Source organism: Arthrobacter sp. S41 (genome assembly GCF_004320535.1).
Lineage (GTDB): Bacteria > Actinomycetota > Actinomycetes > Actinomycetales > Micrococcaceae > Glutamicibacter.
This window is the reverse complement of record NZ_SIHY01000001.1, coordinates 1,708,788-1,722,905: the sequence shown is the minus strand read 5'-3', so window position 1 is coordinate 1,722,905 and position 14,118 is coordinate 1,708,788. Positions and strand designations below refer to the sequence as shown.

Genomic DNA, 14,118 nt, shown 5'->3' with positions numbered 1-14,118 from the left:
AGAAGACTCCTGAGAAGTATCGTCAATTCGAAACTGCCATCTGATCTCAAAGACTATGTTAATTGTTGGCACCTCACCTGCTAACAAATATAGTCGGCGAGCCTAAAGTGTCGGCGCTCACGGCTAGATTGGGCAGACCCGCATCAACTAACCAGGGAGGAAACGATGGCGCCGGCAAATAGCTCAAGTAGCCGCCTTGATGTTTGGAGCATGCCTAGCCGAGGGATCACGTGGTGTGACTGCGGAGCGGACCACGAGCTAACCGAAGAATTTGTGTTCAATACCTTGATAGATATCGGGCTGAACCCAGCCCACATGCTCACCCACAGTGAGCTTGTTGAGTTGACCGCAGAAGTTTGGAGCTACGACGAAGTCTGTCGCTTTTTCCACCTTGCACTCGAAGAATCAGCACAACGGATTCATGGTGGAATCGATGAAAGATATCCACTGCGCGAAGCCCTATCCATTGTTGGATACTTCTCCAAAACGTGGCAGGGCTGTCCAGAGGCAGACTGCACCAGCTGGGACGATGAGCCTGGGCACTGAGCTGCAGACGCAGAAATTGGGCTGAGTTGAACCGGACGGATACTGTGGAGAAGATGAACAGCTTTGCATCGCCTCAGCCAACGGCCACGCAGGACGGATTTATCCATGTTCGTGGTGCCAACGAAAATAACTTGGACAACGTGGAAGTGCGGATCCCACGAGATTCAATGGTCGCCTTCACCGGGGTCTCCGGGTCGGGAAAGTCATCACTGGCTTTCGGGACAATTTTTGCCGAATCCCAGCGCCGCTTCCTAGAATCGGTAGCACCTTACGCACGTCGACTCATCGCCCAGGGCCACACACCCAAGGTTGAGTTCATCTCCGGTTTGCCTCCAGCGGTCGCATTACAACAGCGACGTGGTGCCGCAAGCTCTCGCTCAACAGTAGGAACACTGACAACCCTGTCGAATTCGGTGCGCATGCTGTTCTCTCGTGCGGGCACCTATCCTCAGGGTGCTTCCCGGCTGGACTCTGATGCGTTCTCTACAAATACTGCGGTGGGTGCCTGCCCCCAGTGCCACGGTGTAGGCACAGTTCATTCAGTCACCGAGAAGACTCTGGTTCCGGTTCCCTCATTGAGTATTCGAGACGGGGCAATCGCGGCTTGGCCCGGAGCATGGCAAGGAAAAAATCTTCGGGACATCACCTCACACCTGGGCTATGACATTGACTTGCCCTTTGAACAGTTTTCTAAAGAAACACGAGATTGGTTGTTATTCACTGAGGAACAGCCTGTCGTAGAAGTCACCCCAGAGCGAGACCGTGTTGCCAAACCCTATAAGGGAAAATTCTGGAGCGCTGAACGCTATGTTCGCCATACCGTCGCGACGTCCAAGAGCGAGAACCTCCGGGCAAAAGCACTGGAATTCATGATCTCTCAGGACTGCCCTGAATGTTCCGGGACCGGTTTCCGACCAGAAGCACTACGGGTCAGCTTTGCTGGGCTGAACATCTCTGAATTCAACAATGAATCCATGCAGGCACTGGCGCAGTTGTTGCGTCCTTTCGCCCACCAAGCCGGTGGTGAAGCGAAAGCCGATGTGGTGAGCACCATCAGCGCTGATCTGCTGGGTCGGATTGAAGTCCTTGTAGATCTCGGATTGGGTTACTTGAGCTTGGACCGTGCCACCCCGACCCTGTCGCCGGGTGAGACTCAACGATTGCGTATCGCCACCCAGCTACGCGCAGGTCTCTTCGGGGTCATCTATGTCCTTGATGAACCATCGGCAGGATTGCACCCGGCTGATGTTCAACCGCTCATTGAGGTACTTTCTGCACTCAAAGCGGAAGGAAATACCGTCTTTGTGGTGGAGCACAATATGGATGTGGTTCGCCGTGCACAGTGGATAGTCGATGTGGGCCCTGGAGCTGGCAGTGGAGGTGGCCGCGTTCTCTACAGCGGGGACGTGGCGGGCCTTAATAAAATTGAAGAGTCGGTGACTCGAAAATTCTTGGATCCAGAACCGGTTGCACGCCGTGAGCTCAGGACGGCAACACAATGGCTTGAACTGCGCGGGATCAATCTGCACAACCTAGTGGACGTGGAAGCGAAATTCCCCTTGGGAGTTTTGTCCAGCGTGACTGGGGTATCAGGTTCAGGAAAATCAAGCCTTGTCACCGGAGCATTGGCCCAAGCCGTTGGCGGGGCAGCTAGTCAAGCTTCCGACGACGACGCCGAGGTAGTTGAGCACGCATCCATTACAGATATCACGGGTGCTGAGCAGGTTAATCGTGTGGTGCTCATGGATCAGAAACCTATTGGCCGGACCCCACGTTCAAATGTGGCTACTTACACCGGGCTCTTTGACGCGGTCCGGAAAATCTATGCGCAGCTGCCTTTGGCTAAGGAACGGAACTACAACGCTGGCCAATTCTCATTCAACGTTGCAGGGGGACGCTGCGAAAACTGCCTAGGCGAAGGATTCTTGGAAATTGAGTTGCTCTTTTTGCCAGGAACTTACGGCCCCTGCCCGCAGTGTCATGGGACTCGCTACAACGAACAAACTTTAGAAGTTGAATACCGGGGCAAGAACATCGCGCAGATTCTTGAACTCAGTGTCACCGAAGCCGAGGAATTTCTGGCTGATATACCTGCTGCTGCCCGAGCACTGGCGACCTTGCGAGAAGTCGGATTGGGCTACCTTCACCTTGGCCAACCGGCAACTGAAATGTCCGGTGGTGAAGCCCAACGCATCAAGTTGGCTACCGAACTGCAACGTCAGCGCCGTGGTCATACGCTTTATTTGCTTGATGAGCCGACTACGGGATTGCATCCTGCCGATGTTCAACTTCTGGTCTCCCAGTTGCAACAGCTTGTGGATCAAGATAATACGGTGATCGTGGTTGAGCACCATATGGATGTGGTTGCTGCCAGTGACTGGGTCATTGATATGGGTCCAGCAGGTGGCGACGGCGGTGGACGCATCGTTGCTGAGGGCACACCAGAACAGGTGGCACAAAACAAGGCCAGCCGAACTGCGCAATATCTTGCGCGTCGACTGGCCTCGTAAACGTAGTTAATTGCTGCGTAGCTGAGCGAATGGGGGAGTCTGCACACCATCGGCTACAGCTTCAGCCGGGTCATCACCGAGGTGAATGATGCGGTTATCAGCATCTACGTGAACCACGCTAGGCACGTAGTTGCGGGCCTCGGCATCTTCCATTTGTGCGTAGCTGATCAAGATGACTAGATCGCCGGGGTGAACCAAATGTGCAGCAGCACCATTAATTCCAATGACACCACTGCCTGGTTCACCAGCGATGGTGTAGGTTTCCAAGCGTGCGCCGTTGGTGATGTCCACGATGCTCACCAGTTCTCCGGGCAAAATATCCGAGGCCTCCAGCAACTGCGAGTCAACGGTTACTGAGCCGACGTAGTGCAGGTCGGCTTGGGTGACGGTTGCCCGGTGGATCTTGGACTTGAACATGGTGCGTTGCATAAGACGTTTCTTTCACATCAGGTGAGTGGTTTCCCAGTAGTAAAGTTTACGCTTCTTCTAGTGCACAGAACTTTTCTGACTGCGAAATCACATCCCTGGGCTGCTTCTTTAGGCGGGAAGGTGCTCTCGCAGTACTCGGTGCACCGCACCGGTTGCCAGTAGCTGATCTGCAGCTTCTAGCTCAGCGGAAAGGAAGCGGTCCTCGCCTGGACCTGCAACTTTGGTGCGCAACAGTTCAAGTACCGCGCCGGTGCCGGCGCCCGGCTGCAGCGGAGCTCGCATGTCTAGTGCTCGGCCAGCAATGAGCATTTCCACTGCCAAGATACGGCGCAAATTTGCTACCGAGGTGCGCAGTTTGCGAGCTGCATGCCAGCCGAGGGACACGTGGTCTTCCTGCATGGCAGAGGAGGGAATGGAATCAACGCTGGCCGGAACTGCCAGACGCTTGTTTTCCGCGACCAGACCAGCTTGGGTGTATTGGGCAATCATCATGCCCGAATCAACTCCGGGATCATCGGCCAGGAAGGCTGGCAGGTCACGCGAACGGGCAGGATCAAGCATGCGGTCGGTGCGACGCTCGGCGATAGAACCCAAGTCGGCTACTGCAATGGCCAGGAAGTCCAAGACGTAGGCCACCGGTGCACCGTGAAAGTTTCCGTTTGAGGTGACTTCTCCACTAGGAAGAACCACTGGGTTATCAATTGCTGCGGCAAGTTCGCGGGTGGCAACCATTCGCGCGTGGGTGATGGTGTCGCGCACCGCGCCGGTAACCTGCGGTGAGCAGCGAAGTGAGTAGGCGTCCTGAACTCGGCCATCACCTTCACGGTGGGAATTGACGATAGGGGAGTCGGACAACAACGCATACATGTTGGCAGCGCTTCGGCCTTGGCCCGGATGCGGGCGAAGCGCCTCATGTAGTTCAGCGCGGAATACCTGTGCGGTGCCCATCTGAGCCTCAACGCTCATGGCTGCCGTGGCGTCAGCGATGTCGGCTAATTCTTCAAGATCTGCCAGGGCCATCAATAGCTGACCGAGCATTCCGTCGGTGCCGTTGACTAGCGCCAGACCTTCCTTTTCGGCCAATTCAACTGGGGTGATTCCGGCTTCTGCTAGCAGCTCGGGCACTGGGCGCTGCACACCGAAGCGGTCGGTTGCTTCGCCTTCACCCATGAGTACAAGGGCGCAATGGGAGAGTGGGGCGAGATCCCCTGAACATCCCAAGGAACCGTATTCGCGCACAACTGGAGTGATTCCAGCGTTGAGCAATCCAATCATGGTTTCTAGCACTACAGGGCGGACGCCGGTGCGGCCCGATGCCAGAGTCTTGGCGCGCAGGAACATCAGTGCGCGCACGACCTCGCGCTCCACTGGTGCACCCATGCCCGCAGCGTGGGAACGAATCAGTGAACGCTGAAGCTTGGCGCGGTCTTCTGGCGCAATGTGGCGTGTTGCTAAAGCACCGAACCCGGTAGATATTCCGTACACGGGAGTGTCTGCGGAAGCCAGAGCATCAATATGAGCGCGGACAGAAGCGAGTTCTTCAAGTACCGAGGCGGAAATCTCGATGTGTGCATCAAGGCGGGCTACTGCGATGACATCCTCGGCCGTGACACCGCGAAGTTCAAGGGTTACTGGGGTCGAAGAAGTCATGAAAATCAGTCCGTTCGTTACTGTACAAGGTGGTCTCCAGCTTCTATTGTTCGGCAGTAACGATTGGTTGGTGGGGGATAATCAGGGGTTATGTCTGAAATACCGGACGTGGTGTGATCGGTGTTTAGAAACCTTGATCTACGCGAGAATGAGCGTTGGGGTCAAGAGTATTGGACTGGCCACAGTCTTGTCCCGAAGCATTCCTATTTCGCCAAGCCACTGTTCTTCACCTGCATGCAGTTCCCAACGAGTCTGAAGATCTGTCCATCGCCATTCAGGTTCATTCTCGAGAGCGCTTTTTCTCGGTGGCTTGAGACTCGTCCCGCTTAAAATTCTTCCGGACGGAATCCTCTGAAGTCTTTTTGGGAACAATACCCGTTCCGGAAGCCACACCTTCTGGATTCTTGCGGCGCTCAGTTACAGTGCCTTCAATGGGAGCTGCACTGCGAACAATAGTTTTTGCAGAACTTGAGGATGATGGCTCAGATTCGGAGGAGCTTTGAATTCTCACGCACCCTGCAAGTGAGGTTGCGAGAAGTCCGATCGCTACTGCGAGCCCGTAGTGTCTTGCTAGGGATGAGTCCATGGCCAACCTCCCGGTTCAGTAGCTTGTCGTTTAGGTTTTAGCGTCTGAATATTCATTGTCCATCTGCGCTGAGCTAAAAGATCAACGATGTAGAAATCAAATTGGCGTTTGCGGGAAAGCGCAGGTCAAATGCCACTAGTTCTGCGCAGTAAACAGGCCTACCCTGTACCTATCATCAACTCTGTGTGCCAAGTGCGCGCGAACGGGAGGCAATGTGGGAACAACAGTCCAAGGACAGCCTGGTGAACTGTAGCCATCACGAGTTACGGCGTATCCAGTGGTCCATTCAATGATGAATTACCTTGGAGCGGACAGATGCCTAAAAAAATTCACGGGATAGGTCTTGTTGTTGGTGGAGGACTCATCGCCACCTTGTTTCTCTTATTCATATTCACCGCCTCAGTAAGCGGGGCCGGCGCCTTGACTCCAATGTGGCTCGGAGTCATTTGGGGTGGCCTGGCCATGGCATGGGGAATCTTCCGGATGGTCGCCGGTCCTTCAACGTTGGACCGTGTGAACGGTGGAACCGACGCCGGAGCATAACGATCACTGGCGAGCAATTGTTGCTCGCCAGTTTTTTGAGTCTTGACGCGTTATGGCCACTTGCTGAATGTCTTCTCAAAATTGTTGATTCAATTCGGAATCGCCGTGCAGCGGAAGTAACGTGCAAAGAAGTGCACCGGAACTCAACCGGTGTCGGCAACGTCAACTTCAATGCAAGGGAGATGCCATGACAGACATCAAGAAAACCACAGCTAAGAAAACGACGAAGGAAAATGCCGAGCAGGGCTTTATCGCTCCAGCCTCACTTGGCGACGCTTTGCAGAACGTGCTTGTCCAGCTTCTTGACCTGCAACTGGTTGGCAAACAGATCCATTGGAACGTAGTGGGTCCAAACTTCAGGGATCTACATCAGAACCTCGACGAGATTGTAGACATTGCCCGCCGTGGCTCAGACGAAATTGCTGAGCGCATGCGTGCACTTCACGTCACTCCAGATGGATTGGCTGCAACGGTCACCAAGTACAGCAAGCTGGAGCAACCAGTTAACACCGAAATCCTGACCACAGATGCAGTTGACATGGTGGTCAAGGCACTGCAGAGCACAGTGGGTGTCATCCGAGAAGTGCATGATCCGGTGGATGAAGCGGATCCAACCACCGCTGACATCTTGCACCAGTACATTGCTGATCTAGAGCAGCAGGCATGGTTCATCAGCGCGGAAACCCGACGCCCATAATTAGCGCCATTCCGACCGGTCACTGAAACGAATGCCGCTTAGATAGTAAAATGTCGCCTTGTCTCTGAAACGTCAGAGACAAGGCGACTTCTTCTTGAACTGTTTCCGTAGAGCTTAGCTCTACGGAAACACCGCAACTGCAATCAGTGAAAGCAGCCGAGTGCTAGAGCGAAGATTAGAACCCCTCGTTCTGGCCCTGGTTGCCGAAGCCTTGTTCTTCGTTGTCGTCACCGAACGATCCGCGGTTGGACTGTTCGCTGTCATCACCGAGGGACTGCTCGCTGTTGCTGTCACCGTACGAGCCCTGGCTCGACTGCTGGTCCTGGCCTCCGCCATAGGACTGCTCGCCGGACTGTTCGTTACCGCCGCCGAAGGAGTCCTGGCTCGACTGCTGGTCCTGGCCACCGCCGTAGGACTGCTCGCTCGACTGTTCATTGCCGCCGCCGAAGGACTGCTGGTCCTGGCCTCCGCCGAAGGACTGCTCGCTGGACTGTCCGTTACCGCCACCGTACGACTGCTCTTCGTTGCCGCCGCCGTACGACTGTTCTTGACCGTTCTGCTGGTCATTCGACGAGCCGAAGCTGTCGTTTTCTTCCGACTGGTTGTTCTCGAAATTTCCGAACTGCTGGTTTGAATCCTGCTCAGACATGATGTCCTCCGTAGGTCGGTAGTTCCTGACCTGACCCACGCTATGCAGGAGTAAATTCTCCTTCAAGGAATAATCGGAAGCTTTGAGGTATTCGTCATTACACGTTAAGGAACCGTTCATTGCGTCCATGTCAGACGCAATGTTTCGTTCTTTGACAGCTGACGAAGCAAGGGGTTAGCGTGCATTGCCAGTAGATCAACAGGCAATGCACGCTAACTAATCATCAGATCATTTACCGTTCATAGGAATACGCACGGAGCGCTCTTTGGCGACTTCAATGGCCCGGTCGTAACCGGCGTCCACATGCCTGATGACACCCATGCCTGGGTCATTAGTGAGCAAGGCTTCCAGCTTCGCGGCTGCTAGCTCGCTGCCGTCAGCCAACGACACTTGGCCGGCGTGGATCGAGCGACCCATGCCAACTCCGCCTCCATGATGAATCGATACCCACGATGCGCCTGAGCTGGCAGCGGTCAGCGCATTGAGCAACGGCCAGTCCGCAACTGCATCGCTGCCGTCCTTCATCGCTTCAGTCTCACGGTAAGGCGAAGCTACAGAGCCTGAGTCCAAGTGATCGCGGCCGATGACGATTGGTGCTGATACTTTGCCCTCGGCAACTAGCTGGTTGAACAGTAGCCCTGCCTTTTGGCGCTCGCCGTAACCCAACCAGCAGATTCGAGCGGGCAGCCCTTCAAATTCGACATGCTCTTGAGCGGCGTCGAGCCAACGATGAAGATGCTCATTGTTGGGGAAGAGATCCTTCAGGGCTTGGTCGGTGACCTTGATGTCTTCCGGATCACCGGACAGAGCCACCCAGCGGAATGGGCCAAGTCCTTCACAGAAGAGCGGACGAATGTAGGCAGGAACAAAACCAGGGAACTCAAAAGCGCGGTCGAAACCACCCTTTCTGGCTTCGTCGCGAATGGAGTTTCCGTAATCGAAGACTTCGGCGCCGGCATCTTGGAAGCCAACCATGGCTTCGACGTGCTTGGCCATGGATGCTTGAGCTTTTTTGGTGAAGCCAGCAGGATCCGCCGAGGCCTGCGACTGCCACTGATCCAGAGAGAATTCCAACGGAAGATAGCTCAGTGGGTCATGGGCGCTGGTCTGATCGGTGACGATATCGAAGGTGAACTCACCGGCCTTGTGGCGTTCGAGCAAGGCGGGGAAAATCTCTGCCGCGTTGCCAGCGTAGCCAACGGACAGCGCCCTGCCCTCGGCCTTGGCAGCAAACACCTTTTTAAGAGCTTGCTCCAAATCCAGTTCTACATCGTCTAAGTATCGCTTGGACAAGCGACGGCGCAAGCGTGCCTCATCAACATCGATGATCAGTACGGCACCGCCATTGAGCGTCACCGCTAGTGGTTGTGCCCCGCCCATGCCACCGCAACCGCCGGTCAGCGTGAGGGTTCCAGCAAGAGAACCATTAAAACGCTTGTCAGCAATGGCAGCGAAGGTTTCATAGGTGCCCTGCAAGATGCCTTGAGTTCCGATGTAGATCCAAGATCCAGCGGTCATCTGCCCGTACATCATCAGGCCTTCGGCTTCCAGCTTGCGGAAGTGCTCCCAGTTGGCCCAATCACCTACGAGATTTGAGTTGGCGATGAGTACTCGTGGTGCCCATTTGTTGGTCTTGAAGACGCCAACAGGTTTACCCGACTGCACCAGAAGAGTTTCATTGTCTTCAAGATCCTTGAGCGTTTCCACGATGGCATCAAAGGCTTCCCAAGAGCGGGCTGCTTTACCGGTGCCGCCGTACACCACTAGATCATCAGGGCGCTCTGCCACCTCGGGGTCAAGGTTGTTCATCAGCATGCGCAAGGGGGCTTCGGTGGCCCATGACTTTGCATTGAGTTGAGTACCCCTGGGGGCGCGGACGACGCGGGCTTCGTGGCTCATGACAATTCCTAACAATGTAATGTAGCTAACTATTTACATCATTGGTCATGGGGCATCCGCTGAGTACCTCCGAACAGGTAGAGCTGTCCGGTATTTCAGAATGCGTAAGAATTTGGGTCCGCTGAATTGGACCAGCCAGGATTCGTTGGCCGGTCAGATCAGCAAAGCGACGTCGTGCCAGGAGGACCACATGCCTACCAGCATGTGGTCCAACAGATCACTTGAGCTAATGACCAATAATTTGGAGCTTCGAGTTCCATACGATGCCGAACTCCTAGCAGGGGCCGCACTCGCCGCCAGTGGGGCATGAACTAGGAATGGGACCATTTTTGACGCCGTGGACTGAACTAGCCGGCTCGAATCAGGCCAGCGTCTGTGCTAAATATTGCTCCTTGTCGGTGAACACTAACCGTCCTTGGGCTCCGTTGATGATGGCTAGATGTGGTGGAACGTGACCGCATTCAACGTTACCGATGATGGGAACGTCGAGCGTTCCCAGAGCGTCGAGAACTGCTTCGTTTTGGGTGAGAGTGTCAGAATCTGGTGCGCCAGTACGTCCGACAATGATGGCGGCGGCACCGTCAAAGAATCCAGTCAAACGCATGCCGTGCAGATGACGGCAGATCGTGGTGGCCTCGACGCCGGAGGCTTCAATGTAAACGATTAGCGGATCAGCCGGGTCGTTCCGCAAGGATTCGGTTCTCAGATACGGAGTGCCGGCAAGATTGGCCAGCGTTTCGATGCATCCGCCAATCAACCGACCTGACACGCTCACTTCATCGAGCCCTGCATCCAAGCGCTCCCAAGTTCCCTTGCCGTTCCATGCATGTTCGGTGGCTTCTGGCTCCACGCTCCAGTCATCCCAGTCGTTGATTCTGTAAACGCCTGGTGGAGACTGCTTGAAAGTGTCACCAGCAGATAATGAAGCGACATCAAGCCAGGACCGCAAAGAATCGGGAACCCGATAAGGCGTGTCCATCAGGTTGCCGCCGTGGATGGTTGCATTTCCGGTTAGCAAGGTGAGGGGCGCGATCAACGTTGAAATGTCGGAGTATCCCACAATCCAGGTCGGCTCCGCCGCGGAGATTGCCTCAAAATCCAGATGAGGCAATATGTCGATAGCTGTGACTCCACCCCAAGGCGGAACGACGGCCTTGATTTTCGGATCAAGGAGCATCCTCATGAGTTCTTCGGCGCGTTGTTCGACCGGCGCACTAATGTGTGTAGCGCCATCCATGCAGTTACCAAGATCCACCACAAAACCCAGATCTCGCAGGTGTTGTAGAGCGAAGTCAAGACGCCCCACGAGCTCGCTTGGAACACCGCTTGATGGTGATGTAACGCCGATGATGTCACCGGTCATGAGCGGCTGCGGGTATCGAATCTCCATGGATTCATACTTCCATGCCAATCCAAGTGAGCCCAGAATACATTCCACGTGTCGTCTTCTTAAGCTGACGTTAGTGTTGAATTTGAATACGTAGCTGAACCACCGCTTTCGGCATGAATCCCTGGCAAGTGTAAACCTTGACTGCCGGTCGTATTTACGCCTGACTCAGTCGGCGTCCTTGGATCCGTGTGGTCAAGGCTGCCGCCGTGGACCGGATCTGTGTCAGCAGTTTGTCCCATTGTTGCTCTGGGACCCGGTCTGCGAGGAAAGTGACTGCGATAGCAGCAACTGGCCAATTATTCGCGTCACGAATTTCCACTGCAAGAGAGTGGAAGTCTGGGGTGACGTCCCCGCGTTCTATTGCATATCCGCGTTGCGCACACTGTTCTAGTTCGCGCCGCAATTGCGAATAGTTGGTGATCGATGAGTGTTCTACTCGATCCGAAAAGCTGGCCGCATTGGGGTAGAGGGCACGAGCCTGGGACTTGGGCAGCGCCGCCAAAATGGCACGCCCCGAAGCGGTAAGGTGCGAGGGTAGACGAACACCTACGTCGGTGACTAGCGAGGGGCGGCCCTTGGCGCGTTCTTCCACGATGTACAGAACGTCCGAGCCATGGAGGATGGCCAGATGCGCGCTTTCTCCGACCTTATCCACCAGCTGCGCGATTAGTGGTGCCCCAAGTCGAGCCAGAGGTTCCTGGCGGGTGTAGGCGCTTGATAATTCGAAGGCGGCAATGCCTAAACCGTAGGATTTTTCTTCCGGGTAATGGGTGATAAATCCTTGATCAAGCATGACCGAGAGTAGCTGGTAGACGCTAGAACGTGGAAGTTCCAACAAGGTGGCAATCATCGCGGCCGGAGTGGGAGTTTTCCTGCTAGCTAAAAGCCTAAGAATCCTCAAGGTGTTATCAGCTGCGGGGACCTTACTGCCCATGGGACCTCCTTAGTACATGGTGCTCTGCAAGACACTCTAGTCTTGGGCAGAGCTCAGGTAGCTATTGAGGTCCCGTCAATGGTTTATACGTTCAGCCGGTAGCCGCGTTTGATCACGGTGGTGATGATTTCCGGCTGTGGCAAGGCCCGGCGCAAACGACTCAGGGTCATATCCAAGGCATGACGCGAGCTCACCTCAGGCAAAGCGGCACCTAGTTCATCACGTGAGAGCACACTGCCGCCGGCCTCGATTAGGGCCCGGACCAATTCGGCCTGACCGGGAGTCAACTCGCAGTTTTGATCATCAATGGACAGCGTTCGTCCGCGTAGTTGTACCTGCCCGTGGACCGTTTCTGCTTGCAAAGTACCTAGAGAGCCGAGGTGCTCAACGAGCTGACCGATCATCGCACCCATGCGGTGGCGTTCGGGAACCAAGGGGCTGATGCCGGCTTCTTCCAAAGGCGAGGCAGTGACCGGCCCAACGGTGGCCACGGCTACACGCTCGGCTAGTGAGCGCTGCAGGGCAGGCAGGCGATTGCGAGCATTGGCTGCCGCAAACAGTGCGTGCACACTTGGTGCACTGGTGAAGGTCACCGCATCAAAGTGGGCGGCGCATAGTCCTTCAACCAAGGCGGAGATCCCGGTGTCGCTGCTGGTGTCTTGCCAACGGTAGGGTTCAACCTTGATCACTCGCTTGGCACCTAGCTCACGAAGCTGCTGCGGCATCCCGTGATCCGAGTCAGCGTGCAACTGCAGGGCCACCGTGGCGCCTTCAAGCTTGCCCTTAAGCAACTCGATGAGTGTGGAACTGCGTCCATCCTTAGCCAACGCGGCAGGTTCAAGACCCAGTGCACGGACCGAACCGTGGGCTTTGGCCCCACGAACATAGAGATCGGACTGGCTGAACGCGGTAATCAGTTCATCACCAATACCAGCAGCCTCAGCGGTGTCCAGCCAGCGGCGGAACCCGTAAGCGGTGGTAATCACCACAACTTGAGGTTTAGCCTCGATGAGTTTGTGCGTCTGGGCAAGCAGCTGTTGTTCATCATCTAGCGGGGCCAGGCGAAGCAGGGGGGTGTGCGTGACTTCGGCGCCACGGCGTTCAAAAGCTTCAATCAGTTCAGCTGAGCGACGGTCACTGGTAACCGCAATTCGGAATCCGGCTAAAGGTTTGACGATATTCATTAGGCGGTCTCCAAAATTTGTTCTGTAGGTACCGCTTGAACCAGTGATTGTGGCAAGGCGGCAACTTCACCAATGACAATCACTGCAGGATTGGAGTGATTGCGGGCTGTGCCAGCCAACTGATCAAGTTGGGTGTGGCTGGTGCGTTGGATGTCCGTAGTTCCGGACTGGATGATGGCACACGGCATATCCTTGGGCATGCCTACTTGAAGAAGTCCAGAGACGGTCTGCTCCACGGTGCCCATGCCCATCAGAATCACGATGCTGCCACCAAGCTTGGCAAGGTGTTCTAGCTGATCCAGGCTCAGCGGGTCATGGCCGGAAACGACGGTAAACATGGTGTTCACCCCGCGTGCGGTGACCGGGATACCGGCTGCGCCAGGCACAGTGATGCAGGAGCTCAACCCTGGAATCACGCTGACTGGAACATTAGCGTCGGTGGCCGCAGCAACTTCTTCAAATCCGCGACCGAAGACAAATGGGTCTCCACCTTTTAGTCGAACCACTTTGGCTCCGGCCTTGGCCGACTGAATCATCTGGGCTTCAATTTCACGTTGGGTAAGTTTGTGGTGCCCCGGCAGTTTGCCGGCGTCAATAATTTTTGCCTGCGGTGCCAGAACGGCCAGGTGCTCGCTAGGACCTAATCGGTCAGCATAGATCACTTCTGCTTCGGCCAGCGCACGCACTCCGCGAAGGGTCATAAGATCCAAAGCTCCGGGGCCTCCGCCGAGCAGAGTAATTGAACCGGCAGGAGCAGCTGGCTGAGCGCGCATCACCGGGATTCGCGCGGTGCTCACCACAGCGTCGAAGCGTTCTGGCTCTGCATCACAAACCACCAGCAAGCCGGCCTGGCCGATTAGCTCAGCGGCCTGCTGCGGATCCTCGGCGAACAGCAGTGTGCTTCCCTGGGCCAAAAAGCGCTCCGCAACGGTTCTGTTTGCGATGCGGTTACCAACAATCAACACCATGCACTGGGCAAGTTCGAGGTCAACGCCGATCATGATTGCCTCGATCCTTGCCGGAATTTCGTGTATGACATGGTGTGCTCCTTGGAATAAGTAGGTGCTTTCCAGCCTAGAGTGCCAGCTTTTCCCAGAGGTA

General features: G+C 55.4%; 12 protein-coding genes. 5 read left to right on the top strand and 7 right to left on the bottom strand.

Annotation, left to right across the window (positions count from 1 at the left end; genetic code table 11):
* Positions 1-165: 165 nt before the first annotated feature.
* Both EYR88_RS07935 and EYR88_RS07930 read left to right on the top strand, forming a co-directional pair.
* Entirely contained in the window at positions 166-546 is a 381-nt protein-coding gene (locus tag EYR88_RS07935; protein WP_131089103.1) for a hypothetical protein, read from the top strand.
* A gap of 53 nt (positions 547-599) precedes the next feature.
* On the top strand, positions 600-3,056 hold the full coding sequence (locus tag EYR88_RS07930; protein ID WP_131089102.1) for an excinuclease ABC subunit UvrA: 2,457 nt from the start codon (positions 600-602) through the stop codon (positions 3,054-3,056).
* A gap of 6 nt (positions 3,057-3,062) precedes the next feature.
* On the opposite strand, the gene panD is transcribed toward EYR88_RS07930, so the two are convergent.
* Positions 3,063-3,485: an aspartate 1-decarboxylase gene (panD, locus tag EYR88_RS07925; RefSeq protein ID WP_131089101.1), complete on the bottom strand. Its 423-nt coding sequence runs from the start codon at positions 3,483-3,485 to the stop codon at positions 3,063-3,065.
* 108 nt (positions 3,486-3,593) lie between these two features.
* Entirely contained in the window at positions 3,594-5,135 is a 1,542-nt protein-coding gene (gene hutH / locus EYR88_RS07920) for a histidine ammonia-lyase (RefSeq protein ID WP_242632488.1), read from the bottom strand.
* Positions 5,136-6,036: 901 nt separating this feature from the next.
* Here hutH and EYR88_RS07915 point away from each other — a divergent pair.
* The 3 genes from EYR88_RS07915 (at position 6,037) to EYR88_RS07905 (ending at position 7,595) form a co-directional block, all read left to right on the top strand.
* Positions 6,037-6,264, top strand: a complete 228-nt coding sequence (locus EYR88_RS07915; RefSeq protein WP_131089099.1) for a hypothetical protein — start codon at positions 6,037-6,039, stop codon at positions 6,262-6,264.
* Positions 6,265-6,451: 187 nt separating this feature from the next.
* Positions 6,452-6,961 (top strand): DNA starvation/stationary phase protection protein, encoded by a 510-nt coding sequence (locus EYR88_RS07910; RefSeq protein WP_131089098.1) that lies wholly within the window; start codon positions 6,452-6,454, stop codon positions 6,959-6,961.
* Positions 6,962-7,121: 160 nt separating this feature from the next.
* Positions 7,122-7,595 (top strand): hypothetical protein, encoded by a 474-nt coding sequence (locus EYR88_RS07905; protein ID WP_131089097.1) that lies wholly within the window; start codon positions 7,122-7,124, stop codon positions 7,593-7,595.
* Positions 7,596-7,838: 243 nt separating this feature from the next.
* Here the strand turns inward: EYR88_RS07905 and hutU are convergent, their stop codons facing one another.
* From hutU to cobA, 5 genes are all read right to left on the bottom strand, one after another.
* Positions 7,839-9,509 carry a urocanate hydratase gene (gene hutU, locus EYR88_RS07900; RefSeq protein ID WP_131089096.1) on the bottom strand — a complete coding sequence of 557 codons (1,671 nt, stop codon included), beginning with the start codon at positions 9,507-9,509 and terminating at the stop codon, positions 7,839-7,841.
* A gap of 361 nt (positions 9,510-9,870) precedes the next feature.
* Entirely contained in the window at positions 9,871-10,899 is a 1,029-nt protein-coding gene (locus EYR88_RS07895; protein ID WP_131089095.1) for a S66 peptidase family protein, read from the bottom strand.
* 154 nt (positions 10,900-11,053) lie between these two features.
* Positions 11,054-11,833 carry an IclR family transcriptional regulator gene (locus EYR88_RS07890; protein ID WP_131089094.1) on the bottom strand — a complete coding sequence of 260 codons (780 nt, stop codon included), beginning with the start codon at positions 11,831-11,833 and terminating at the stop codon, positions 11,054-11,056.
* A gap of 83 nt (positions 11,834-11,916) precedes the next feature.
* Complete coding sequence (locus EYR88_RS07885; RefSeq protein ID WP_131089093.1) at positions 11,917-13,017, bottom strand: uroporphyrinogen-III synthase; 1,101 nt, start codon at positions 13,015-13,017, stop codon at positions 11,917-11,919.
* A complete protein-coding gene (gene cobA / locus EYR88_RS07880) occupies positions 13,017-14,018 on the bottom strand; it encodes a uroporphyrinogen-III C-methyltransferase (protein WP_131089092.1) in 1,002 nt (333 codons plus the stop codon). Before cobA ends, EYR88_RS07885 begins: the two co-directional genes overlap by 1 nt.
* Between the last annotated feature and the right edge of the window lie 100 nt (positions 14,019-14,118).